We start from the raw sequence: 25673 nt of genomic DNA on the forward strand, positions 1-25673 counted from the left end.
GCGGGCTTAAGTTTGCTTGAACCCAGGCGGCAATTTGCGCAAACTAGCAGGCGTGCGGGACAGTTTGATGGGTGAACCCAAGCCGCGATAGGCGCCTTCGTTGATCACCATGTTGCGATGATGCGTGTGTGGGTGTTCAAGGATTTCTTTGACATTCATCACTGGTGCGGCGGGAACGCCCGCTCTGAGTAGCGTTTGAGCAATCTCTGCTGCCTCATGTGTAGAAAGCTTGTCCTCGAGAATCGTGTGCAAAGCGGGGCGATTCTTGAGCCGGTCCTGATTGGTCGTGAAGCGTACGTCGTTGGCTAATTCCTCTGCGTTGATCACTTTGAGCAGGATTTGAAACTGTCTGTCATTGCCAACTGCAAGAAATAACTGTCCGGACCGCGTGTTGACTGTCTCGTAGGGCGAGATGTTCGGGTGCGCGTTACCGCTGCGTCCGGGAATAGTGCCGTTGCCGAAGAAATTGGCTGCGTGAGGGTGCAAGAGCGAAATCGCGGAGTCGAACAGCGTGATGTCGAGAAACTGCCCCAGACCACTGCGATGACGTTCATTCATCGCCATCAGGATGGCAAGGGCGGCATTCATACCCGTGACCATATCGACGACGGGCAAGCCTACTCGAGTGGGTTCACCGTCCTTCTCACCGTTGACGCTCATGAGACCACACAGGGCTTGGGCGCAGGCGTCATAACCCGGCAACCCACCCAACGGGCCGTCGCCACCAAAGCCGCTAATGCGACAGTGGATCAAACCGGGAAACTGTTCTTTCAAAACGTCGTAACCCATGCCCCATTTTTCGAGAGTGCCTGGTTTGAAGTTTTCTATCATGATGTCCGCATCTGAGAGCAGCGATCGAACAAAATCCTGCCCTTCTTGTTGCGATAAATCGATAGTCAATCCCGTTTTGTTGCGATTGACACCAATAAAGTATGAGGCGATGCCGTCTTCGAACGGCGGCCCCCAGTGGCGTGTTTCGTCACCCTGAGGGGGCTCGAGCTTGATCACATCTGCTCCGTGATCGCCAAGAATTTGCGTGCAAAAGGGGCCACCGAGCACTCGGCTCAGATCGACAACACGGCAACCAGCCAGCGCGCCTTGAGTTTGATTGTTTTGCCACATATTTTTAAATCGGCCCCGCCAGCCATTCCACCAGTCCTGGATCCGCAGGGGCGCTGTCATTGACAGGATCCCTGGCGCACAATTTGTGTCTAAGTACCAAGTCTGCCAATCTGGACCGCATCGGCATCTTGGCCTGTTTGGCTTCCCAACGCATACCCGCCATGGTTACCACGTGATAAAGCGTCGTTGCCATTTGCCGCGCGTTTTCGGTCGCGTGGTTGTCAGCTGTAGACTGAGCAAACGCAAAAGCAGCTTCAATACGCTCATCTTGCAAAGCCTTTAACTCATCCGCGACAGGCAGGCCACTGGTAAGCAGTTTCGTGACATGCGCTCGCAAGGCCGGGAGTGAGTCTTCTTTTTGAATCGCTCTCATTACATCAAGCGCTACGATGTTGCTGGTGCCTTCCCAGATAGACCCCAGATGGGCATCGCGCAAAATGCGCGGATCCGCCCACTCTTCGATATAGCCGCAGCCACCACGCACTTCCATTGCGTCGCCTGCTACTTTGCGTGCATCGCGACAAGCGCGAAACTTAATCAGGGGCGTCATGATGCGCATCAGTGGTCGATTCGCGATATTCGTATCCGAAGCGGCCAAGGCTTGTGCAGTTTGATAGACCATGGTGCGAGCTTGTTCAGTCGTGACCGCGATCTTGGTCAGTTGCTTTTGCATCAAAGGCATATCGATCAAACGGCTGCCGAAAGCTTGCCGTTTCTTGGCAATATAAAGCGCTTCAGTCAACGATCGTCGCATCAAACCAGCTGCCCGAACCCCATTGGACAGGCGTGAGTTATTGATCATATCGGCCATTTGCTTGAAGCCTTGACCACGTTCACCGACCAGCCATGCGACCGCTCCCTCGAGACGGATTTCTCCGCTGGCCATCGATCGAGTGCCTAACTTGTCTTTTAAGCGCAGGATTCGATAGTGGTTATGACTACCATCACTTAAGTCTCGGGGTAAGAGAAAGAGCGATACGCCTTTCAATCCGGGAACAGCTTCTGATCTCGCCAAAACCATGGCGAAGCCTGCGTCGGCGTTTGAACAAAACCACTTGTCGCCGTGTAGGCGCCATGATCCATCTTCAGCCTGCTCCGCAATCGTGGTCGTTGCACTGACATCGGAACCCGCCGCTTGTTCGGTCATGAACATAGCGCCCTGCTGTAAGACATCAAAATCCTGCGTCGTGACTAGCGGAAGAACCTGCTCAACTAACTTGGATTCCCCAAATTTACGCAAAGTTCTTGCTAGCGAGTCAGTCATGCTGACGGGACAACAAAGGCCAAACTCGGCTTGAACGAACAAATAAGTGAGGGCGTACTTCGCAGCAGGAGGCATGGGCTTCGCCCAACCCAACACGCCGCCTCTGTGCGACATCGCTGCGAGGCCAAACTCGCTATAGGCGTAGCGCTCAAGCTCAACATAGGCGGGATGCTTGTTAACGACTGAAGCGTCAACGCCAGTACGAGTTCGCACGGCCAGGCTCGGCGGGTTTTTATCGGCGACGCCGGCCAAATCATCGAGGATGGATCCGGCGAGTTCGCCCAGATGCTTGAGGTGCGGCACCAAGTGGGCGTGAAGGTCTTTAGGCAAATAACAGGCAATCACACCACGCGCAGCATCCGCCTCAAACAAGTTGATGCCATGGGAGTCCGGGACCGGGTGCTCTGCCACCGGTTCGGTTAGTTGTTCTGCGGGTTGCCGAATACTCATCTGAAGACAACTGTTTTGTGGTTGTTCAAAAGGATGCGATGCTCGACATGACTCTGTACTGCCCGGGACAGGACGCGAGATTCGATATCACTGCCCACTTGAGTCAAATCTTGTGCACTCATCGCGTGATCGACGCGCTGAACGTCCTGTTCGATGATAGGGCCTTCATCCAGATCGTGTGTGACGTAATGGGCGGTCGCACCAATAATTTTTACCCCTCTCGCGTGCGCTTGATAGTAAGGGCGCGCACCCTTGAAGCTAGGTAAAAAGCTATGGTGGATATTGATGGCCCTACCTTCGAGCGCAGCACACAATTCGGGCGAAAGAATCTGCATATAACGTGCCAGGACGACAAGATCAATACTCTCACGTGTAGCGATGGCCAGAATCTCGCCTTCTTGCTCTGCTTTGCTGGCTGGTGTGACCGGCAGGTAATGAAAGGGGATGCTATACGATTGCGCCATGGGTTCGAAATCCCGATGATTCGAGACGATGCCCGCAATCTCGACATTGAGTTGCCCGGAGTGGACGCGAAACAGTAAATCATTGAGGCAATGACCTTGCTTACTGACCAGGATCAATAGCCGAGCCTTTTGTTTCGCATCATGAATTTGCCAGTGCATATCGTACTGAGGGGCCAGAATCAGAAAATCGGTTTTGACTAATTCGACGGATGAGCCTTCAGGTAATTCGAAATGCACGCGCAAAAAGAACTTGTTAGTCTCGGCATCGCCAAACTGCTGAGCATCGATGATGTTGCCCTGGTGTTTGAGTAGCAAGCCGCTGACGTTGTAGACAATGCCCGTTCTATCGGGGCATGACAGGGTCAGGATGAAGTCGTTGCGATACATGTCAGGGTCTCTTCTGCTATGGCCAGGCTGGATGTCAGCCCAGGCGATTCAATGCCAAATAAATTGACTAATCCACGGATACGATGTGTAGCCGGACCGGCAATCATAAAGTCTGCGGCTGGGTCGTTAGGCCCAGCAATTTTGGGTCTGATGCCGCAGTAGGTCGGCGTAAGCGTGCCATCTTTCATGTCGGGCCAGTAAGCCCTGACAGCATCATAAAAATCATTGCAGCGTGCGGGATCGACAGAGTAGTCCTCTTTATCGACCCATTCAACGTCTGGACCGAATTTCACTTGACCGCCCATATCTAATGACAGATGCACGCCAAGCCCTGCGTGGCCTGGTGTGGGATAAATCAACCGTGAGAAAGGGGTTCGGCCTTGAAGCGAGAAATAATTGCCTTTACAGAAATATTCGGTCGGGATGGTTTCGGGAGGGATACCCGCGATCTGTCGCGCTAACGATGGCGCATGCAAACCGGCTGAGTTGATCAGAACGTTGCAGGTCAGTTCCATGGGCTCTTGTCCGCCAAATTGAAGCGTAAACCCGCCCTCAGGTCTGACAGATCCGCCAAGCAAAGGGGTATTGAAAACACATTGAGCGCTCGCATTTTCTGCGTCGCCTTGATAGGCGAGCATTAAGGCATGGCTATCAATAATGCCTGTAGATGGCGATAACAGCGCAGCATGGCACCGTATCGCCGGTTCAAGCGCTTGAGCCTGTCCTGCGGTTAATAATTCCAAATCGTCAACGCCATTGACGCGGGCTTTATTCTGAATACCCGCGAGCAGAGGGATTTCTTCTTCACTGGTGGCAACAATCAACTTGCCCAGCCTTTTATAAGGCACGCTTTTTTCGTCGCAGTAAGCATAGAGCAACTGTTTGCCGCGCACACAAAGTTTGGCTTTCAGGCTGTTGGCGGGATAGTAGATGCCAGCGTGTATGACTTCAGAATTTCTTGAGCTGGTGCCCGTGCCGATGCCATCCGCCGCCTCAATCAGCATAACTTCACGGCCAGACAGGGCTAACTCTCGTGCGATGGCCAATCCCACCACGCCTGCGCCGATAACAATGCAATCGATATCTACACTCATGATGAATCCGTACTAACTAGGATTGAGGCTGAGAGCCATCTGGAATCGTTGGCGTCAGATCAAAGCCACCTGCGTGGTAGATCAGTGGCATGGCGTTGCTGTGCGAACAGTGTTCTACCTGACCAATAAAAATAATGTGATCGCCTTCATCGTACTGGCTGCGATTGAAGCACTCGAACCAAGCTGCTGGCTCGCCAGCGAGCATGGGTGTCCCGCCTGGTGCTTCGGTCAGCTCGACGCCGGCGAAGCGCTCGACAGCTGTGCCGCGCGCAAAGCGATTGGCAAGAGGCATTTGGTGAGCAGCCATGACTTGCACCACATAACGCTCGCTTTTGGTCATGGTTGCGAGTGAGGAAGACGATCGGGATAAGCTCCAGACGATCAAGGGCGGGTCGAGTGAAACCGAATTAAAAGAACTTGCGGTCAAGCCCACGGCTGGCGCGGGTGGGTTGGTTACAGCAGTTGCCTCGTTCGTAGCGGTGGTGATCACCGTCACGCCTGTGGCAAAACGCCCAAGCGCTGAGCGAAAAAAAGCAGAATCAAAACTTGGATTGGTGGCAGTCATTATCTTTAAGGGGCAAGACGACCGATAGCCCATGAGCCTTGGTCGTTGGGTGTGTAAGTCAGGCGGTCGTGCAGACGGGACGGTCTGCCCTGCCAAAACTCGAAATAATCTGGTTTGAGTCGATAGCCACCCCAATGCTTAGGACGAGGCGGATGATCGCCGTATTGCGCTTTAACTGCTTCGGCTCTTGCGGTGAGCGCCTCTATGGTTGTTGGCTTACTTTGCGCCGACGTGATGGCACCCACGCGAGAGCCAAGTGGTCTGCTCTGATAATAATCTTCTGATTCTTGTTCAGTGGTTTTTTCAATGAAGCCTTCGATGCGAACTTCTCTTTCGAGGGCTTGCCAGAAAAACAGCAAGCTGGCTCGGGGTTGCGCCGCAATCTCGAGCCCTTTGCGAGATTCGTAATTGGTATAAAACACAAAGCCGTTTGCGTCAGCTCCCTTTAACAAGACGATGCGCGCTGAAGGCCAGCCACGGCCGTCTGCTGTCGCCAAAGTCATTGCAGTTGGTTCGGGCAGTTTTTGCGTAATGGCTTCATTCAGCCACAAATCGAACTGCTCAAAAGGTGAGGACTTGGCCTGATCCTCAAGGAGGTGACCTTTGTCGTAACTTTGCCGAATATCTGCGAGTGACATTTGTCTGACCCTTGTTGATTCGATTAACGAATCTGATAAAAATACCAGGATAACGCCTAGTGTACCGTGAGGCAGGCGAGGTGTTTTTAGTTGGATTTTTTTTGTTTTTGCTGGATTTCGTTGGCCAGCGCACCGAGCCGCTCGTCGCATACGCCTTCAGCAAGCAAGGCTTGAGCAGTCTGCATCACGTAATCTACGCATGAGCCATAAGTGCCGTGAGCATCCATCACAATGCGTACCTGTTCATCGTGCGATAAGCCAGACACGTAAGCGGCACCTTGGCGATTGATGACAAAAGCGAGAACGGTAATTGGGCCTTGCTCGGAATCCGCATTGATCCATCTTGGGTGATACGCACCCGTGCCCATTTCACGCAACCAAAGCGCATCGAAAGTCAGCGGAATATTTGCATGTGGCACTCTGAAAGCCATGCCTCGGCAGGACCCACCACGATCGAGACCAAATACCAATCCCGGGCATTCCGGCGTGCCGCGATTGATGCGTGACCACAGACACAGCGACCGGTGATAGCCGCGCAGACTAGTTAAGCGTTTTTCGACATAATCAAAGCCTGGATTCCAGATCAGTGATCCGTAGCCAAAAACCCATAAGTCCTCGCCTGGTTGACGGGACGCCAGCGTGGCTTTTAAGGACGCGGCTCGCTGTTCATCAGTTAAGCGCTTGAATGTGTCGGCGGCAGGAGGGGTTTTGCAGTTGATGGATTGGTTAGCGGTCACAGTGATCAGCCCAGATAATCGCTATCGTTTGAAGGGTCAGATTCTTTACCTGAGTCTTTAGTGGCCCAGCGTGCCACGCCCAAGCCGGTCGCCGTGATCCAGAAAAGGGGCATCACCCCGATGATGGTTCCAAGCGCACCGAAAAGAAGAGGCAATGAGACCTGTGAGGTATTAACCAGCGCCATTCTGAGCCCGAACGCTTCGCTGACTCGTCCCGGCGGAGCATGCTGCTGCAACAGAGCAAGAATGCCGGGCTGAGTCGAACCAAGCGCAATACCCAGCAGAAATGACATCGACATCAGCAACCAGACCTGTGAGCACAGAGGATAAAGCAGGAAGTTCACTGCTGCGCCGACCAGAGCCATATGAATCAGATGCCACGGCGCGATGTACTTTTGAATGATGGGCAAGCACAGGCGTACGCCGACAGTGGCTGTCGCGAAGGACGCGATGATTACGCCGATAGTTGTGGCTGAAAGTCCTATTGTGACGCCATAAATGGGCACGACAAACATGTGCGTATCCCAGGCGCTTGAGAGCAGGACGTTTGCAATGAAGACCTTTTGCAAGGTTTTTATTTGTAACAAATCAAACAATTTGCCTCGGTTTTTTGCTTCATTGCCGGAAGCTCGACTGTGCGAGGCGATCAGCGTTCGTCGCATCTGATAGACCCGCGCGGCGGCAACAGCAGGGCCTATCCCCAGCAGCAAAAAAACCCAGCGGTAGCCCAAGTTGTCGATAGCGACCCCAGCAACTAAGGGCCCAAAAAAACCAGATATGGAAATCATGAGGGAGAGCAGCGAAAAATTGCGAAGACGTTGCTCGCTGCTGCCTCGTCCCACCTGGCCCTGAATAGCAATAAGAAAGGTCATTTGACCAATGCCAACGCATACCGCCGAGAGGATGAGTGCGATCAGGTCCTGCCAGATGACGGGCAGGATTACACCCGCACCCACTAATATTGAACAGGCTTGCATGGGCTTATAAGGACCAATCTTGTCGATCAATCGACCGGCGCTTACAGAGAGCAGCATTGGCAACAGGCCAAAGACGGCAATCAGCAAACCGACTTCGAAGGTTGACCGACCCAGTTGGAGTGCGTTAAGCGTAACTGCGACCCGTCCGCCGGATATTGCCATGTGCACCAGAGGGAGAAGGAGGCACAGCGGAACAGCCCCAGGGGACACATGCAAGATTTTGTGGGGAGAAGCGTTATTAATGTCAGTCATGCTGTTTTTTCTATCGTTCCATTGTGTGCCTGTGTAAGCTTGCTGTCGAGTCCCTGCTGTTATTTTTTTTCGTGAACGTGCAAAAATGCAGCATTCACATTCAGAGATTGCAACACATGACCAACCCCTCGCCAGAGAGCGACGCCGAGCGCAGGTTCGGCGGCCTGAGCCGTTTATTTGGCACTGGCATTGGTGCTGCATTGCAACAAGCCAGCGTTGCGGTGGTTGGTATCGGGGGCGTGGGCTCTTGGGCTGCTGAAGCGCTGGCGCGAAGTGGGGTGGGATCACTGACTTTGATTGATCTTGATCATGTGTCTGAATCTAATATCAATCGGCAAGTTCACGCGTTAAGCCAAACGCTTGGCCAGTCAAAGGTATTCGCCATGGCCGAGCGTATTGAGCAGATCAATCCTGACTGCCAGTTAACCTTGATTGATGATTTTGTGAGCCCTCATAACGTCGGCCAGCTGCTTGACCCCCGATTGACCGTCATACTCGATTGTGCCGATCAGATCGCGGCCAAGCTCGCGATGGTGTTGCAGGCGCGTGAACGGCAGCAACCGCTGATTGTTTGCGGGGGGGCAGGAGGTAAAACGGATCCCTTAGCGCTCCGGTCAGGCGATTTGTCACTGGCGACGCACGACGCTTTGCTCGGACGACTGCGTAACCTGCTGCGTAAGGATCACGGCTTCGCCAAAGGCGGTGTCGCCGGCGGCCAGTCACTTAAGCGTGTTCCCAAGATGGGCGTTAGCGTGTTGTGGGTCGATCAACCCACCGTTTTGCCCTCAGCTTGGATCGAGGCGGAGTCAAATGTAAGCATTGCCTCACCGCAAGGCCTGTCTTGCGCAGGGTATGGTTCTAGCGTTACTGTCACAGCCACGATGGGACTCGTTGCTGCTAACGAGGCAATCAAACGCATACTGGCCCTCCGCCTTGGGCCGACGACTAACTAAACAAAAAAAGATCCCATCCATTAAGTAAAAAAAAGGATGTCCATGCCAGATCAAATGAAGCGGCCACGCATACTGTCTGAGGTTCTGTCTCTTGCCGACTTTGAGACACTAGCGCAAAAGCGTTTGCCTCGTCCTATTTTTGGTTACGTCGCTGGTGCCTGCGAAGATGGGCAATCATTAAAGGCAAATCGTGATGTATTCATGGATTATGAGTTCACAACGCGGGTGCTAATCGACGTATCGAAGCGCAATACAGATGTGACACTCTTTGGTCAAACGTTTGCAGCCCCTTTCGGTATGGCACCAATGGGTATCACGGCCATGTCGGCATATCGCGGTGATCTCGTGTTTGCCCAGGCAGCGCAGGCGGCAAATATCCCTATGATTATGAGCGGCTCGTCTTTGATTCCCATGGAAGAAATCGCTCAAGCAGCTCCCAGCAGCTGGTTTCAGGCTTACTTGCCTGCTAAGCAGGATCAGATAGACGCTTTGATTGATCGCGTCGCGGCTGCAGGGTTTAAAACTCTGGTGATAACGGTTGATACCCCAGTCGCTGCAAATCGTGAAAATAATATCCGCACAGGGTTCTCAACACCACTTCGACCAAGCCTGCGTTTGGCCTGGGATGGGGTGACACATCCACGCTGGTTGTTTGGTACCTTTTTGAAGACGATCGCCAAGCACGGTATGCCACATTTTGAAAATTCGTTCGCCACACGCGGTGCACCTATCATGTCTAAATCAGTCATGCGTGATTTTTCCACGCGTGGACATTTGTCTTGGGAGCATGTGAAATTGATTCGCTCCCGCTGGAAAGGGCCGATGGTGATTAAAGGCATATTAAACCCGGCTGACGCGGCGCTCTGTCGGCAATACGGCATGGATGGCATTATTGTTTCGAATCACGGAGGGCGTCAGATTGATGGTGCTGCCGCGCCACTGCGAGTGTTGCCTCGCATTCTGGAGCAGTTCAAAGATGGCCCTGTGATGATGGATAGCGGGATTCGTCGAGGCAGCGATGCGGTCAAAGCCTTGGCGCTTGGCGCTAGCGCCGTCTTTATCGGTCGTCCCTTTAATTATGCTGCAGCGGTTGCGGGACGGGCGGGTGTGGACCATGCAATCGACATCATGCAGCAAGAAATCGCTCGTAACATGGGCATGATGGGGTTAACAAGGATCGCTGAGCTCAATCCAGAGTGCCTTGTCAGCGTCCATTAAATGAGCTTAAGCTAGACCAAAATTCAACTCCAAAGGATCGGCCATGTCCCAGTTAGGTTTTCAGATTCATACGCATCAGCACACAGCATCCCCCGCATTAGTAAAAAAATTCGCAAGCTTGGCTGTGGCAAATATCAGCGATGTGATGAGCAGAACAAATGGCACGACTCATCTTCGTCCATTTCATAAAGGGGGGCGAATCCTTGGCCGTGCGTTTACCGTCAAAACGGCCCCAGGTGACAATTTAATGGTTCATGCAGCCCTAAATTTGGCGGCGCCGGGCGACGTGATTGTGGTCGATGCGGGTGGTGAAGTGCGTAATGCCATCATCGGTGAAATCATGTCTGCTATTGCTGAGAAACGTGGTCTCGCTGGTATCGTGATAGATGGCCCTATTCGGGATGTCGAGGCACTCGGCAAGGGTAAGTTTCCGGTCTTTGCCCGGTCTGTTTCACATCGCGGTCCCTACAAAGAGGGCCCGGGTGAAATCAATGTCACAGTATCAATTGATGGGATGGTGGTTCATCCGGGTGACATTATTGTGGGTGATCCGGACGGTTTGTTAGCGATCAGCCCCGCAATTGCTAAAGAGCTAGCCAAAGAAGTGGCGCTCGTTGAGAAAAAAGAGAAAACCATTCTGGCTAATATTGCTGCCGGTAAACTGGATCGCTCCTGGGTGGAAGTGACATTGAGGGCCAAAGGAGTTATTAAGTAGTCGTGCCTCGGTGTCTGATTGAGTCGGTGGTGACGCCATAGAACGTCATGCCAGAGGTGGCGCTGTTTGAAAAATGAGCCGTACAACAGAAGGCGGCCGCTTAAACGAGACAAAAAAATGAAAAAGAAAAAAGTAGTCAGGTTTGACTTTTGGCTGAATCCAGCTTTCGATGACAAACTCACGACCGAGGACACCATTGACCTGACCGTCTTGCGTTACGCAGATACGGATGCTGTAAATTTCGGCGCGTTGAGTCAAGCAAACGTTTATCACGTATGCGCAGCCCGCGATGAAGTGCCCGCTAAATACTGGGTAACCGAGGATTTGCTTAAACAGTGCCCGAACCTTCTTTGTGCCTCAAGCTCTGGGGCTGGCTACGACCCGGTGGATCTGGAAGCCTGCACTCGGCACGGCGTGTTGGTGGTGAATCAATCCGGTTGCAACGCAGACTCAGTGGCCGAACATACGATGGGCCTCTTGTTATCGTTAAAACATCGTATCGCTGAATCAGATCGAGTCATGCGCGCATCGGCTTACACCACACGTGAAGATCTGATGGGTCGAGAAATCCAGGGTTTGACTATTGGCCTCATCGGGGTCGGCAACATTGGTCGGCGAGTCGCAAAACTGGCAGTTGCTTTCGGCATGAAAGTCATTGCGTCAGATCCTCATCTTTCAGCGGATGAAATCCAGAAGCGTGGCGCAATCCCGTTGAGCTTTACTGAAGTAATCTCAAGCGCTGACGTCGTGTCGGTACATTGTCCCCGTTCGCCCGAAACACTGAATCTATTTGGGCGTGAACAGTTTTTCGCGATGAAATCTGGCGCAATCTTCCTGTCGACTGCCCGGGGCGGTATTCATGACGAACAAAGCTTGGTTGACGCACTGAAAGATGGTCATCTGTCGGGTGCGGGTCTGGACGTGTGGACAGTCGAGCCACCAGCGCGCGATCATGCGCTACTGACCATGCCGAACGTGGTCGCGACCTATCACACCGCAGGTGTCACACATGAAGCGCGCCGAAATGCTGCTGTGATGGCAGCAGATCAAATTGCCGCCCTGTTAAAAGGTGAGCGTGCGCCAAGGATGGCCAATCCAGAAGTTTGGCCGGTATTTCTCGACAGACTCAACCGACTGGGTTAACGATATGAATCTTCATTTGCTCCAAGAAGCAAGTCTAGCGACCGTCATTCACCTTGTTTTTGCACTGAGTGCCTTCGCGCTTGGTGCTTTTCAACTCCTCAGGCCCAAAGGAACTCAAACGCATCGGGTGCTTGGTTGGATCTGGGTCTTCATGATGGTGGTTATTTCAGTTTCTTCTTTCTGGATCAAAGAAGTTTGGCCGACCAGCCCATTTTTGGGCTACTCGCCGATTCATCTATTGAGTCTTTTTGTTTTGTCTCAACTGGTGATGGGTATTTACTTTGCGCGCAAAGGCAATATTCAAAGACACAAGCAAGCGATGACCTACACTTACGCCGGTGGGCTGATTATTGCGGGGGCGTTTACTTTCTTGCCAGGCCGTTTGATGTATCAGCTATTTTTTAGCTGATTGCGTTGAGACACATCAGCCTGACGCGCCATAGGCGAGTGTCGTCCATCCCGCGTGATTAGCAAATTCATCAGTAAACACGAAGCGACTGCTGCAATTTTTTCAAAGCTAAACAGGTTCGCTACTCATCTTTAAAATGATTAACCTACAAACAGAGTTTATCTAGCGCAACATGAATTCTTGAAGGACCTCACCGGTGTGCGAACTTGCGTGCGCCTCAATGATCTCTTCAGGTGTCCCTTCAATCACCAATCGACCGCCGCCGTCACCCCCTTCGGGTCCCATGTCGAGCAGCCAGTCAGCCTCGGCGATCACGTCGAGATTGTGTTCAATGACGACGACGGTGTTACCCGCTTCGACCAAGCGATGTAGGACTCGGATCAGCTTTTCAACATCAGCCATGGATAGTCCGACGGTCGGCTCATCCAGTACGTAAAGTGTGTGAGGCAGTCGAGATGCTCGGCCTGTCGTGATAACCCCTTCTGTCATGCGCGCCTTAGCTAGTTCACTGACGAGCTTGATTCGTTGTGCTTCCCCCCCTGATAGGGTTGGTGAAGGTTGTCCAAGTGTCAAATAACCTAGCCCGACGTCTTGCATCAACTGCAAGGGATGACGGATGCGCGGATGGGCTGCAAAGTATTCCACCGCATCATCGACCTCCATATTCAACACCTCGCCAGCGTGCTTGTCGCGCATGCGCACCGCAAGCGTATCGGTATTGAAGCGCGCACCACCACAGGCATCGCATGGCACTTTGATGTCTGGCAAAAAGCTCATTTCAAGTGTGCGCATGCCTTGACCCTCGCAGATCGGGCAACGACCGTCACCAGTATTGAAAGAGAAGCGTCCAGCGGACCAGCCTCTGATGCGGGCTTCGTTGGTATCCGCAAATAACTTACGGGTGTCATCCCAAAAGCCGATGTAAGTGGCCGGGCACGAACGGGGTGTCTTACCGATCGGTGTCTGATCAACTTCCAGGACTCGATCTAAGATCTGCCAACCTTTTATAGACTCGCAGCCTTGCCAGTGAGGTTCACCACGAGTCTGTACCGCAGCGTGCAGGTTATCTAACAGTACCTCTCTGGCCAGCGTGGATTTGCCAGATCCGGACACGCCTGTCACGACGGTCAAGCGACCGACCGGGAAGTGGGCATCGACGTGACGCAAATTATGCAGGCGAGCACCCTTGACTGTGATCATTTGTGTTTCTTTATTGATCACCCGTCTTGGCTGCAGCGGATGTTTGAGAGGATGCCTCAAATAGTGTCCCGTCACAGACTCAGGGGCATCCATCAAGTCTTGTAGCGTCCCTTCCGCGACGACGCGACCACCTCTGATCCCAGCACCGGGGCCGATATCGATGATGTGTTCGGCTCGACGGATCGTATCGTCGTCATGTTCAACCACAACCAGGGTGTTGCCGTTTTTTTCAAGACGCGTCAAGGCACTAAGCAAAATACGATTATCTCGCGGATGCAAACCAATTGTTGGTTCATCCAGCACATAGCAAACACCTTGCATATTTGACCCTAACTGCGCGGCCAGACGAATGCGTTGAGCTTCGCCACCCGACAGCGTGGGAGCCGCGCGATCTAAAGCCAGATAGCCCAGGCCTACTTCTTGCATGAAAAGCAAGCGGCTGCGGATCTCGCTCAGGATATCTCTGGCAATTTCAGCCTCACGCCCTTTCGCTACCAGGGCGGTAAAAAACGTATGCGCATCGGACACAGCAAGTGAGGCCAGTTCTGCTATCGACTTTTCGCGCCAAATGACAGCACGAGAAACGGGATTCAATCGCGCACCATGACAACTGTTGCAAGCTTTCGCCTCACCCTCGTACCAGGCGTTCCAGGCAGTTTCTTCACCGGTCTGTTCTGCATCAAAGCCTTGCAATTGCAGACCTGTACCAAAACAGCTATGACACCAACCGTGTTTACTGTTGTAAGAGAACATGCGCGGATCAGGTTCTGGAAAACTTGTACCGCAGCTCGGACAGGCGCGCTTGACCGAAAAATGCTGTTGTTCAAGTTTGGCTTGTAAATCTGTATGTAGTTTGCCTAGAGGCCAAACCACACTCATGACGCCTTGGCCATGTTCAAGCGCGCTTTGCACCGCTTTTCTTAGCGTTGCTTCGTTGTCTGCGCTGACAGTCAGATCAGCAACCGGCAACTCAATCGTATGTTCTTTAAAGCGATCAAGGCGCGGCCAATTAGCAGTCGGGATAAACGCCTCGTCGACGCGTAGATGGGTGTGGCCTTTGCCTGCAGCCCATTTTGCCAGGTCAGTATAAAAACCCTTGCGAGCGGTGACCAAAGGCGATAAGAGCCCGATATGTTGACCTTTGTGTTCGCGTAGCAACTTGGCGACAATCTGATCTGCACTTTGAGGCTCGACGCTCACGTGACAGGTCGGACACATTTGCGTACCGAGCTTCATATAAAGCAAACGCAGGAAATGGTGAATCTCGGTCATCGTCGCTACAGTCGATTTACGACCGCCGCGGCTGGTTCTCTGCTCGATCGCAACGGTTGGTGGGATACCAAAAATGGCGTCGACGTCGGGTTTGCCTGCAGGTTGGACAATGGCACGTGCATAAGCGTTTAGAGATTCTAAATAGCGCCGTTGTCCTTCGTTGAACAGAATGTCAAAAGCAAGCGTGGACTTGCCCGAACCAGAGACCCCAGTGATGACAGTAAATTTGTCGTGAGGGATTTTGACACTAATATTCTTAAGATTGTGCTCGCGCGCGTGCAGGATATCGATATGCGTCGCCAGTCGACGTCGCTCTTTCACGATGGTTTGTAACGAGCTGCCAGAGTCGGACTCCTTCAAGGCGCTTGACCTGATTGACCCAGCAGCGACTGTGCCACCGATCGCATCGGGCGTCATTGCCGTTGCGTACTCGCGTAAGGCCGCGCCAGTGTATGAGCCGGCGTGCGCCATCACCTGATCGGGCGTGCCGGATACGAGCAGCTCGCCACCCGCGTCGCCGCCTTCAGGTCCCAGATCGATAATCCAGTCTGCAGCACGAATCACGTCCAGGTTGTGTTCAATGATAAGCAGCGTATGGCCAGCACCCAGCAGCTTTCTAAAAGCGCGCATTAAACGCGACACATCGTCAAAGTGCAATCCAGTGGTGGGTTCATCAAAGAGAAACAGGCTGCCTTTTTTGGCGACTTTGGCTGTCGATATCCCACTGCGTGCGGCTTCGGCCAAATGGCCTGCTAGCTTTAGCCTCTGTGCTTCACCACCCGACAGCGTCGGGACAGGCTGACCGAGCTTGACATATTCGAGTCCGACATCGGCAAGGGGCGCCAGGCCAAGCTGTACATCTCTCAGCCCTTTAAAAAATTCAAGTGCCTCTGAAACCGTCATGTTCAGCACGGCATCAATCGATGCGCGGCGCCCTAAATGCTCGACTTCAACTTCGCGCACTTCTGGTCTGAAGCGCTTGCCATCACAGTCTGGGCAGCGGATATAAACATCAGACAGAAACTGCATCTCAACGTGCTCAAAACCCGTTCCGCCGCAGGTGGGACAACGACCATCGCCACTGTTAAAGCTAAAGGTGCCGGCCGTATAACCGCGCTCACGCGCCAAAGGTGCTTGCGAGAATAATTTACGAATCGGATCGAAGGCACCAACATAACTGGCGGGGTTCGAGCGAGCCGTCTTGCCGATTTGCGCTTGATCAACCATCACTACATCAGCAAGCTGCTCTGCGCCGAGAATGCGGTCAAACGCACCCGGTGACTCGGTTGGTTTTCCCATGATTTTTAGTAAACCAGGATAGAGCACATCCTGAATGAGTGTGGACTTTCCAGAGCCAGAAACACCTGTCACGCAAACCAGTCGCCCGAGCGGGATAGCCACCGAAATATTTTTTAGATTGTTGGCAGTGGCACCCTCTAACAACAGGCGGGGCGTGTTGTCGGCAACGGGCAATGGCCTGGGTGACTCGACCTTGAGTATGCCACCCATGTACTGACCAGTGAGTGTGTCAGCCGACTTAATGGCAGCGGGCGTGCCATCGAAGACGATCTGACCACCGCGCTCACCAGGCCCAGGACCCACGTCAATGATACGATCCGCTGCAATCATCACTTGGGGATCATGTTCGACAACGACTAAGGTGTTGCCAGCAACGACGAGACGCTGCATAACCTCCACGACACGATGAATATCGCGGGGATGCAAACCGATAGAGGGTTCATCCAGAACGAATAAAGTATTGACCAGCGAGGTGCCAAGCGCCGTCGTCAAATTGATGCGCTGGACCTCCCCCCCAGATAGCGTGCGGCTTTGTCGATCTAGCGTGAGATACCCTAACCCCACATCGCCAAGAAATTTCACGCGTGCGCGAATCTCTGTCATGACCAGATCCATCGCGGCATCCATCGCGCCAGGAAAGCTCAAGGTCTCGAAAAAATCACGTAATTTGGTGATGGGCATCAACATTAAGTCTTGCACTGAGTGACCGTGTAGCTTCCAAAGCAACGCGTCAGCTTTCAGGCGTGCACCGTGACAGCTTGGGCAGGGCGTGTAGCTACGGTACTTCGATAACAATACCCGTACATGCATCTTGTACGATTTGCTCTCGAGATAACCAAAGAAACGTTGTACCCCGTACCACTGTGACTTCCAGGCTTGGTTGCCGCCAACCCATGCCGGATCGCCCAGCAGCACCCAGTCTTGATGCTCAGGGGGAAGATGCTTCCAAGGCGTGTTCATCGAGACGTTGGCGCGCGCGGCATACTTCGCCATTTCGTCCTGACATTCTTTATAGGTCGGTGTCTGAAACGGTTTGATCGCGCCGCCTTCAAGCGTTTTATTCTCGTCAGGGATCACCAGGCCGAAATCGATGCCGATCACACGGCCAAATCCCCGGCAGGCCTCACAGGCACCCAAGGGCGAGTTAAATGAAAAAGTACTGGGCAGGGGGTCGCTGTAGCTGATGTTGCAATCAGCACAGTGCAACTTGTCACTGAATTTCCAATGATGCAGGTCTTGCCCGTCGTCGTCGACGGCGTGAACGGCCATCAGGCCGTTGCCCATTTTCAAGGCAATATCCAAGGCTTCCATCACTCGGGACGGATCAGCATTAGAGAGCCTAAAACGATCTTGTACCACCAGCAGAGTCCGTAGGGAGACTGTGGCAGCTTTCTTGGTCGATTTCTTCGTCTTGGTCGAGGTGGGCGGCGCAACAGGATTAACCGTGGCCAAATCTGCATGGATTCGGGTATAGCCCTGCTGATCCAGAAAGCCTTTGACTTCGTCCTGCGTGAAATTGGCAGGGACTTGGATCGGGAAGGTAACCACGAGCCTTGGATCGTTAGCCTCACTAGCGCGGGCTGTGATTGCTTTGAGTATCGACCCAGTCGAATCTTTGCAAACGAGTTGGCCGCAACCTCGACAATGCAGGTGTGCCCCTCGGGCAAATAACAGTTTCACGTGGTCGTTCAGCTCAGTCATCGTACCGACTGTGCTGCGTGAACTTCGTACCGGGTTGGTTTGATCAATCGCGATCGCTGGCAGAATGCCCTCTATGCGATCAACCTGAGGCTTATCCATCCTATCTAGAAACTGGCGCGCGTAGGGCGAAAACGTTTCAACGTAGCGCCGTTGACCTTCTGCGTAAAGCGTGTCAAAGGCCAAAGAACTTTTTCCAGAGCCGCTGACACCAGTAATAACCGTGAGCTCCCCAGTATTCAGTGTGACATCTAGATTTTTAAGGTTGTTTTGGCGTGCGCCAGTGATTTTGATAGTTGGATTCATGCTTCAATCATAGGTCTAAATCGTGACATTTATGCCCCATTGTGTATGGGGAGATAGAATTGAGTTAATATACTCAGTTACCTGCTGGAGAAAGTCATGGCTTCTGAAAAAAAACGTACACGTCGCAACACGCTCGAGCGTAAATGTTTGGGCAAGGCCTTCAAGCGCCTGTTTGCTAACTCGCCCAAAGGCGTGTTCAAAATGCTTGAGAAAGTTAAGCGCGTTTAATATTCGCGTCTGAGACTTAAGCACTTCTACAAGACCTGCGCAATGCTTAGTGCTGGCGATGTGTTTGCTGCGCAAGAAAAAGGCCCTCAAACGGGCCTTTTGCTTTTTACCGTCCTCACCGCCACCTATAACCGTGTGAAACTGTTGCCACGGGTATACGAATCCCTGTGCGCACAATCTTGTCGGGATTTTGAGTGGCTTATCGTCGACGATGGTTCAACTGACGACACGCGTGCGTGGGTTGAGCGATGTCAGAAAATAGCTCCGTTTACGATTCGCTACGCCTGGCAGCCAAATAGTCATAAAAAAGTCGCCCTCAATCACGGCGTACGTCTCGCCCAAGGCGAATTGTTAGTAGTACTCGATAGCGACGACACGATGAGGTCGGATGCGCTGACAACGATGCAAAGACTTTGGTTGGATATTCCCGTCGAACAAAGATCATCATTTTCAGCGGTTACAGGGCTTTGCGAGCGCCCTGATGGCACGATCGTTGGCCAGAAGTATCCCAGAGATATGATGGATAGCACCCCCATGGAGATGATCCTTCGCTATCAAGTCAGGGGTGAAAAATTCGGTTTTCAACGCGTCGACGTGATGCGTCAGTATCCTTTTCCCGAGGATGTCGACGGCTATTTGCCAGAGAGCATTATCTGGTGGCGAATCGCCAAGTCGGGCTACCAGACCCGTTTCGTGAATGTTGTTTTAAGAACCTACTATGACTCGCCTGATTCCATCTCGCGTGCTGACGAAAAGCCCGTTTCTTCAGACGCCAGTATTCAAGGCCTGCGTGCGTTGGCGCATGACACGCTAACGAATCATCTGAACTGGTTTTGGGTCAGACCATCGGCCTTTATCCTTGCGGCGGCTCGACACACGCGTTTCACGCTCAGGGTCGAACAGGCTCAGCTCAAGCCCACCGCAGCCAGTCTGCTGAAGACAAGAGATTCGACAGTCACTGCTGCAACAGACCTTTACCGTGTTACCAAGCCTTTGGCGATCATGTTGATCTGGCTGACTTATCCAATAGGCTGGCTTGCCTATCGGCGAGATGTCTCACGCGGCCACGCTTAGCCCTTGCGATCGTCACGAAGGAAACTTCGCCTGCTCAGCGGATTAATGTGGATAGCCATTGGCGGCTGTATCTAGGTCGGGTAATATCAGCAGACACTCGAGACTAGGAGCCCTCAATGCGCCGTACTTTTATCGCTGCCATCGCTATTTCGCTTGCTGCCCTCACTGCACCATCCTTTGCCAAGACCTTCAAGTGGGCCAGCCAGGGCGATATCCTGACGCTTGACCCATACTCGCAAAACGAAGGCCTGAATATTACAGCAAATTTGCTGGTTTATGATCCCCTGGTCGCCGATGATGCAAACTTTCAGCCAGTGCCGGCGCTCGCGACGTCATGGGAGCAAGTGAGCCCGACTCTCTGGCGTTTCAAGATTCGGCCTGGGGTGAAGTTCCACGATGGCACGGCCTTTACCGCAGAAGATGCCGCGTTCTCAATTAAGCGCGCCATGGCGCCTTCGTCGCAATTCAAATCCTACGTGGCTGGCGTCCAGGACGCAAAGGCAATCGATCCGCTGACCTTAGAGGTGATTCTGTCGGGCCCGAATCCTGTCTTGCTGCATCAATTGACCGTTCTCGGCATGATGAGCAAAGCATGGTCTGAGAAAAACAATACCGTCGTACCACAGGATTTCAACAAAAACGAAGAGAGTTACTCTGCCCGTCATGCAATGGGCACCGGCCCTTACATGTTGAAATTACGTGAGGTCGACATCAAAACTGTTTATGTCGAGAACCCAGAGTGGTGGGGTAAGCCAACTAAAAAGGGCAACGTGACAGAGATCATCTACACCCCGATTAAGCAGAATGCGACGCGCACAGCCGCCTTGCTATCGGGTGAAATCGATTTTGTACTGGATCCGCCAACGCAAGATATGGATCGCTTGCGTCAGCAAGTCAAGGTAGTAGATGGTAACGAGAACCGTACCATTTACATTGGGCTAGATCAAAAAAGCGCTGAACTCAAGTACAGCAATATCAAAGGTGCCAACCCATTGAAGGATGTGAGAGTTCGTGAAGCGCTCTACCGTGCCATTGATATCGAAGCGATTAAAAAAGCAGTCATGCGCGGCATGTCGGCACCAACGGGAGCGATGATCGCCCCGCAAGTTCACGGCTGGACCAAAGAAATGGCTACGCGCCTCCCTTACGACGTCAATAAGGCAAAGGCTTTGCTCAAAGACGCTGGCTACGAGAAAGGATTCGAGTTGACTATTGATTGCCCGAATAATCGTTATATCAATGATGAAGCGATCTGTCAGGCTGTTGCAGCCATGTGGACCAAGGTCGGTGTAAAAACCAGCGTAACAGCCATGCCCAGAGCGCAGTTCTTCCCCAAAGTTGCTGGTTTGGATACGAGCGCCTATTTGTTCGGGTGGGGCGTACCAACCTTTGATGCTTTCTATACGCTCGAAGCCCTGATACACAGCAAGGGTGAAGGCGCAAATGGCAGTTTCAACTATGGCAACTATTCAAATCCGAAAGTAGATCAGCTGATTGATGCCATAAAAAATGAAACTGACGAAAAGAAACGAGATGACATGATTCACGAGGCCTTTGCCTTGTTCAGTAAAGACTTTGGCTCCCTGCCTCTCCATGATCAAGTCATCCCCTGGGCCATGAAAAAGAACGTCAACGCACTTCATCGGGCGACCAATCGTCCGGTGATTGAATGGATTGTGATCGATTAATCATCGCGTTGTGTTGTTGTCGGCGTGCACGTAGGCTTTCGTGTACGCCGTTTTTGTGAGATTGCATGTTCGCTTTTATCGTTCGCCGTTTATTGCAGTCGGTTGCCGTCATGTTGACGGTAGCGCTGTTGGCCTTCGTGATGTTTCAATATGTCGGCGACCCAGTCACGATCATGTTGGGTCAGGATGCGACCGATCTCGATCGGGCAAGGTTGCGGCAAGAGCTTGGCCTAAATAAACCAGTCGTTGTTCAGTTCTATCATTTCGTCGTGAATGCGGCACAGGGCGAATTCGGTTTATCTTTACGACAAGGTCAAAAGGTCTCAACGCTGTTGCGCGACAGATTGCCAGCCACTCTCGAACTATCCCTTAGTGCAGCGGTGATAGCTCTCAGCGTCGGGTTACCGCTTGGTGTGTATACCGCTTTGAAGCGCAACGGCAAACTCTCTCAAGCCTTGTTGGCGCTATCTTTGCTTGGCGTCTCGCTGCCGACTTTTTTGATTGGCATCTTGCTGATTCTGGTGTTTTCAGTCTTGCTGGGATGGTTGCCGAGTTATGGTCGGGGCGATGTGATTCAGCTCGGCTTTTGGTCAACAGGATTTCTCACACGAACTGGCTGGAGTCATCTTATTTTGCCGGCAGTAACCCTGTCTTTTTTTCAGATGACACTTGTCCTGCGATTGGTGCGCTCTGAGATGCTTGAGGTACTGCGGACTGACTACATTAAATTTGCCCGCGCTCGTGGCCTGACGAAACGAGCGATTCATTTTGGTCATGCACTCAAAAATACACTGGTGCCGGTGATCACCATCATGGGTTTGCAGCTCGGCGGCATCATTGCTTTTGCTATTGTCACTGAAACAGTGTTTCAGTGGCCTGGGATGGGCTTGCTCTTTATTCAGGCGGTTCAGTTCGCTGACATACCAGTCATGGCGGCTTACCTGTGTTTGATATCTCTCATCTTTGTGGTGATCAATCTGCTTGTAGACCTGCTCTACTTCGTGGTTGATCCCCGCTTAAACGCAGGTCTGGATAAACCAGCGGGGCGTCATTAATGAAGCCCCTGTTTGACAAGATTTGGGACAGCGATTTTGTCTGGTCGTGGCGGCATTCCCCAGTCGCAATCACTGCGACGCTGATTTTGTCTGCTCTGTTAGTGTGTTCGGTGGGAGCCACTTGGATTGCCCCCTATGATCCTTTTGATCTGGGCACGCTTAATTTGCTTGACGCGTTAAAGCCGCCGATATGGTCACCTGACGGTACCGCTGACTATTTGCTTGGGACAGATGGACAAGGTCGAGATATCCTGTCCGCACTCATGTACGGGATGAGATCGTCCTTATTGATCGGGGCAGGGGCGGTGATTGGTGCAATGGCATTGGGTATCTCATTGGGCTTAATCGCTGGGTATGCGGGGGGGGCTGTTGATTCAACCATTATGCGTATCGCCGATGTTCAGTTGTCATTTCCCGCCATCCTGATCGCCTTGCTGATCGATGGTATCGCTCGTGCCGTATTTCCGGGTAACTTGCATGAAATCATCGCCTTCCCGGTTCTGATATGTGCCATTGCTCTAGCTGGTTGGCCGCAATATGCCCGGACGGTCAGAGGCTCAACCATGGTCGAAAAAAACCGCGAATATGTCCAAGCGGCACGAATCATCGGAATTTCTACGCCGGTCATTATGTTCAGGCATGTTTTGCCCAACGTTCTGGGACCCGTGCTTGTATTGGCAACCGTGCATCTAGCCACGGCAATCATCACAGAAGCAACATTATCTTTTTTGGGGGTCGGCGTACCTGCGACGACGCCTTCTTTGGGTACCTTGATCCGAATCGGTAATGATTTTCTTTTTTCAGGCGAGTGGTGGATCACAATATTTCCTGGTGCTGCGCTGGTGCTATTGGTGCTCTCGGTCAACTTATTGGGCGATTGGTTGCGTGACGCCCTCAATCCGCGTCTGAATTGAGTCAGCCCATGCAACCTGTTCTCGAACTCAAAAACCTAAGTGTCGAGTTCCCCTCGCGGCGAGGGACTTTGAAAGCACTGAACGACGTATCGTTTGCGATTGCTCCTGGAGAAGTGCTAGGGGTGGTGGGTGAGTCTGGTGCGGGTAAATCACTCACTGGTGCGGCCATCATTGGTTTGCTTGAACCGCCTGGGCGCATTTCGTCGGGTGAGGTCTGGGTGTCTGGCCGTCGAATCGACCAGTTTTCTGACGATCAGATGCGGTCGGTCAGGGGGCGCGAGATCGGTGCTATTTTTCAAGATCCACTGACATCGCTCAATCCACTGTACAGCGTGGGGCAACAATTAACCGAGACGATCGAGACCCATTTGCCTCTGACGCGGTCTCAGGCGCGTCAGCGCGCCATTGAACTGCTTGAATCGACTGGCATCCCAGCGGCGAGAGAACGTATTGATCATTACCCACATCAATTCTCAGGTGGTATGCGGCAACGAGTTGTCATTGCTCTGGCTTTAGCCGCAGAACCAAAATTGATTGTCGCCGATGAGCCAACCACTGCGCTTGATGTGTCGATACAAGCACAGATTATCGATTTACTGAAAAAGGTATGCAGAGAGAACGGTGCCGCCGTGATGCTCATCACGCATGATATGGGCGTGATAGCCGAGACTGCCGACCGGGTAGTGGTGATGTATGCCGGCCGCGTCATAGAAGAAGGGAGGGTGGGCGATTTGATTGGCGAACCCAAGCATCCCTACACAGCAGGCTTGATGGGTGCTATCCCTTCGATTCATCTCGATGTTGAGCGCTTAGCTCAGATAGACGGATCCATGCCGCGATTAAATGCTATCCCCGTTGGCTGCGCCTTTAACCCAAGATGCCAACAGGTGATGTCAATTTGTAAAGTGGATCAACCAACGTTGTTTCAAACCAGTACTTCACGCGCAGCTTGCTGGTTGCACAAGGAGCTGTCGTGATCACAGATCACCAGGACTCGACCGCCAAGCGTGATCACGTGCTGATTGAAGTCACTGACGCAGCTCGCTGGTTCGATGTGTCGCCGGCGTGGATTGAGAGAGTTTTCGCCGGCAAGCCTCGTGTGAGCCTAAAAGCGGTTGATGGTGTGTCGTTCACTATACGCAAAGGCGAGACGCTTGCGTTGGTTGGCGAGTCGGGTTGCGGTAAGTCAACCTTGGCGCGTTTACTGGTTGGTCTCTATCCGCTGACGAGGGGGCAAATCACATTTGATGGTGAATCGTTAAATCGTATGCAGCAGTCAGGCGGCTTGGCGATGCGCAAACGTTTGCAAATGATTTTTCAAGATCCTTACGCAAGCTTAAATCCGCGCTGGCGGGTCGGTCGAATCATTGCAGAGCCTATGCTGGCGCATACGGACTTGACCCCAGCTCAGCGCGCAGAACGAGTCAACGAACTTCTCTCTCAGGTCGGCTTGCATCCCACGGATTCAAACCGCTATCCACATCAGTTTTCAGGTGGTCAACGACAGCGGATTTCGATTGCACGTGCCCTGGCGGTTAACCCTGAGTTCTTAGTGTGTGACGAACCAACATCTGCACTGGATGTATCGGTTCAGGCACAAGTGCTCAACATCATGAAGGATTTGCAGCGACGGCTGGGTTTGACCTATTTATTCATCTCTCATAATCTCGCAGTCGTGCACCACATGGCCGACAGGGTGGGTGTGATGTATTTAGGGCGGATTGTGGAGATTGCCGACAGGGATGAATTGTTTAAGCATCCTAAACATCCTTACACGCGGATGTTGCTGGCCGCGATTCCCGACATCTCAGGGCAAGGATTAGCACGCACAGCCGTGTTGGGTGAAGTCCCTAATCCACTCAACCCACCTTCGGGTTGCACTTTTCATCCGCGGTGCCCTTATGCGCGAGATAAATGCAAACAGGACGCGCCGGCCTTGGCTAAATTTGAAGGTACCGACGTTGCATGCCATGCTGTCATCGAGGCGTGGCAAGCGTAATCTGTAAACAAATCCGCCTAAGTTAATGCAGTGGCCCTTTGTGTGTGTGGCGACCGTGATCACCTCTGTCATCATCACCTTCGAAGTCCTCAGGCTCTTGGTCATCACCTAAATCTTCCGCCAGTTCCAAGTCCGGATCTGGCAGTTCTTCGTCGGTTGTCTCAAACGGCAGCAACTCGGCTAGATCGTTAGAGAAATCAAATTCATTTCCGTGTTCGTCAAGCCGCACAAAGCGAGCCTCTGGGTCATCGGTAATCTGAATTGACCAGAGGTAACGGCAGTCATAGATGTCGGTATCCAGATCCAAGCCACCGCGCCCGCCAACAAAGCGCGCACCTGAGCCACCCATTTGCACATGGACGGCCTTATCGTCGTGTTCTTCATCCACCCCAAGAGGGATCGCAAAAATCACCCATTCTGCCTCGTCATCCATGCCGATTTCAGCTAACACCGACTTGCCCATATAGGCACTGAGGCCGTCAGCGGTTTTACCGAGCATGATCAGTTCTTCTTCGGTGAAATTAAGCGTGAAATCAGATGCAGACATGGTTG

The 25673-nt window shown here is 52.5% G+C and carries 21 protein-coding genes and 1 pseudogene; 12 read left to right on the forward strand and 10 right to left on the reverse strand.

Going from position 1 to position 25673, the window contains the following annotated elements; genetic code table 11:
* Positions 1-6: 6 nt before the first annotated feature.
* From BCM14_RS00200 to BCM14_RS00235, 8 genes are all read right to left on the reverse strand, one after another.
* A complete protein-coding gene (locus tag BCM14_RS00200; protein ID WP_106225986.1) occupies positions 7-1122 on the reverse strand; it encodes a CaiB/BaiF CoA transferase family protein in 1116 nt (371 codons plus the stop codon).
* A gap of 4 nt (positions 1123-1126) precedes the next feature.
* Complete coding sequence (locus BCM14_RS00205) at positions 1127-2836, reverse strand: acyl-CoA dehydrogenase family protein (protein WP_106225987.1); 1710 nt, start codon at positions 2834-2836, stop codon at positions 1127-1129.
* Complete coding sequence (gene purU, locus BCM14_RS00210) at positions 2833-3687, reverse strand: formyltetrahydrofolate deformylase (protein ID WP_106225988.1); 855 nt, start codon at positions 3685-3687, stop codon at positions 2833-2835. The genes BCM14_RS00205 and purU overlap by 4 nt, the downstream gene beginning before the upstream one ends.
* The gene (lhgO, locus tag BCM14_RS00215; protein WP_106225989.1) at positions 3663-4781 is read right to left on the reverse strand and encodes an L-2-hydroxyglutarate dehydrogenase LghO; all 1119 of its coding nucleotides are present in this window, start codon (positions 4779-4781) and stop codon (positions 3663-3665) included. The genes purU and lhgO overlap by 25 nt, the downstream gene beginning before the upstream one ends.
* 16 nt (positions 4782-4797) lie before the next feature.
* The gene (locus BCM14_RS00220; protein ID WP_375318450.1) at positions 4798-5349 is read right to left on the reverse strand and encodes a flavin reductase family protein; all 552 of its coding nucleotides are present in this window, start codon (positions 5347-5349) and stop codon (positions 4798-4800) included.
* 2 nt (positions 5350-5351) lie between these two features.
* Positions 5352-5984: a pyridoxamine 5'-phosphate oxidase gene (gene pdxH, locus BCM14_RS00225; RefSeq protein ID WP_106225991.1), complete on the reverse strand. Its 633-nt coding sequence runs from the start codon at positions 5982-5984 to the stop codon at positions 5352-5354.
* An 86-nt stretch (positions 5985-6070) separates the two neighbouring features.
* Entirely contained in the window at positions 6071-6703 is a 633-nt protein-coding gene (locus BCM14_RS00230) for a gamma-glutamylcyclotransferase (protein ID WP_106226038.1), read from the reverse strand.
* A 23-nt stretch (positions 6704-6726) separates the two neighbouring features.
* Positions 6727-7950: an MFS transporter gene (locus BCM14_RS00235; protein ID WP_259673305.1), complete on the reverse strand. Its 1224-nt coding sequence runs from the start codon at positions 7948-7950 to the stop codon at positions 6727-6729.
* A 116-nt stretch (positions 7951-8066) separates the two neighbouring features.
* Between BCM14_RS00235 and BCM14_RS00240 the strand changes: the two genes are divergently transcribed.
* The 5 genes from BCM14_RS00240 (at position 8067) to BCM14_RS00260 (ending at position 12388) form a co-directional block, all read left to right on the forward strand.
* Positions 8067-8903, forward strand: coding sequence for a tRNA threonylcarbamoyladenosine dehydratase (locus BCM14_RS00240; protein ID WP_106226039.1), 837 nt, complete (start codon positions 8067-8069; stop codon positions 8901-8903).
* Between the two features lie 36 nt (positions 8904-8939).
* The gene (locus tag BCM14_RS00245) at positions 8940-10121 is read left to right on the forward strand and encodes an alpha-hydroxy acid oxidase (protein ID WP_106225993.1); all 1182 of its coding nucleotides are present in this window, start codon (positions 8940-8942) and stop codon (positions 10119-10121) included.
* Positions 10122-10164: 43 nt separating this feature from the next.
* Complete coding sequence (locus BCM14_RS00250; RefSeq protein ID WP_106225994.1) at positions 10165-10836, forward strand: RraA family protein; 672 nt, start codon at positions 10165-10167, stop codon at positions 10834-10836.
* Between the two features lie 117 nt (positions 10837-10953).
* A complete protein-coding gene (locus tag BCM14_RS00255) occupies positions 10954-11979 on the forward strand; it encodes a hydroxyacid dehydrogenase (protein ID WP_106225995.1) in 1026 nt (341 codons plus the stop codon).
* 4 nt (positions 11980-11983) lie between these two features.
* Complete coding sequence (locus tag BCM14_RS00260) at positions 11984-12388, forward strand: DUF2306 domain-containing protein (protein WP_106225996.1); 405 nt, start codon at positions 11984-11986, stop codon at positions 12386-12388.
* A gap of 2078 nt (positions 12389-14466) precedes the next feature.
* On the opposite strand, the pseudogene uvrA reads toward BCM14_RS00260, so the two are convergent.
* Positions 14467-18163, reverse strand: a pseudogene (uvrA, locus tag BCM14_RS00265) (excinuclease ABC subunit UvrA); the annotation flags it as partial.
* Between the two features lie 96 nt (positions 18164-18259).
* Here uvrA and BCM14_RS15190 point away from each other — a divergent pair.
* From BCM14_RS15190 to BCM14_RS00295, 7 genes are all read left to right on the forward strand, one after another.
* Complete coding sequence (locus BCM14_RS15190; protein ID WP_259673308.1) at positions 18260-18391, forward strand: hypothetical protein; 132 nt, start codon at positions 18260-18262, stop codon at positions 18389-18391.
* Between the two features lie 42 nt (positions 18392-18433).
* Positions 18434-19465 carry a glycosyltransferase family 2 protein gene (locus tag BCM14_RS00270; RefSeq protein WP_106225998.1) on the forward strand — a complete coding sequence of 344 codons (1032 nt, stop codon included), beginning with the start codon at positions 18434-18436 and terminating at the stop codon, positions 19463-19465.
* A gap of 116 nt (positions 19466-19581) precedes the next feature.
* The gene (locus tag BCM14_RS00275) at positions 19582-21153 is read left to right on the forward strand and encodes an ABC transporter substrate-binding protein (protein ID WP_106225999.1); all 1572 of its coding nucleotides are present in this window, start codon (positions 19582-19584) and stop codon (positions 21151-21153) included.
* 65 nt (positions 21154-21218) lie between these two features.
* Positions 21219-22208 carry an ABC transporter permease gene (locus tag BCM14_RS00280; protein ID WP_106226000.1) on the forward strand — a complete coding sequence of 330 codons (990 nt, stop codon included), beginning with the start codon at positions 21219-21221 and terminating at the stop codon, positions 22206-22208.
* Positions 22208-23122, forward strand: coding sequence for an ABC transporter permease (locus BCM14_RS00285; protein ID WP_106226001.1), 915 nt, complete (start codon positions 22208-22210; stop codon positions 23120-23122). Before BCM14_RS00280 ends, BCM14_RS00285 begins: the two co-directional genes overlap by 1 nt.
* 8 nt (positions 23123-23130) lie before the next feature.
* On the forward strand, positions 23131-24099 hold the full coding sequence (locus BCM14_RS00290; protein WP_106226002.1) for an ABC transporter ATP-binding protein: 969 nt from the start codon (positions 23131-23133) through the stop codon (positions 24097-24099).
* Complete coding sequence (locus tag BCM14_RS00295) at positions 24096-25121, forward strand: ABC transporter ATP-binding protein (RefSeq protein WP_259673309.1); 1026 nt, start codon at positions 24096-24098, stop codon at positions 25119-25121. The genes BCM14_RS00290 and BCM14_RS00295 overlap by 4 nt, the downstream gene beginning before the upstream one ends.
* A gap of 22 nt (positions 25122-25143) precedes the next feature.
* Here the strand turns inward: BCM14_RS00295 and BCM14_RS00300 are convergent, their stop codons facing one another.
* Positions 25144-25668: a hypothetical protein gene (locus BCM14_RS00300; protein WP_106226003.1), complete on the reverse strand. Its 525-nt coding sequence runs from the start codon at positions 25666-25668 to the stop codon at positions 25144-25146.
* Positions 25669-25673: the final 5 nt, after the last annotated feature.

This window comes from Jezberella montanilacus (genome assembly GCF_003003055.1).
Taxonomy (GTDB): domain Bacteria; phylum Pseudomonadota; class Gammaproteobacteria; order Burkholderiales; family Burkholderiaceae_B; genus Zwartia; species Zwartia montanilacus.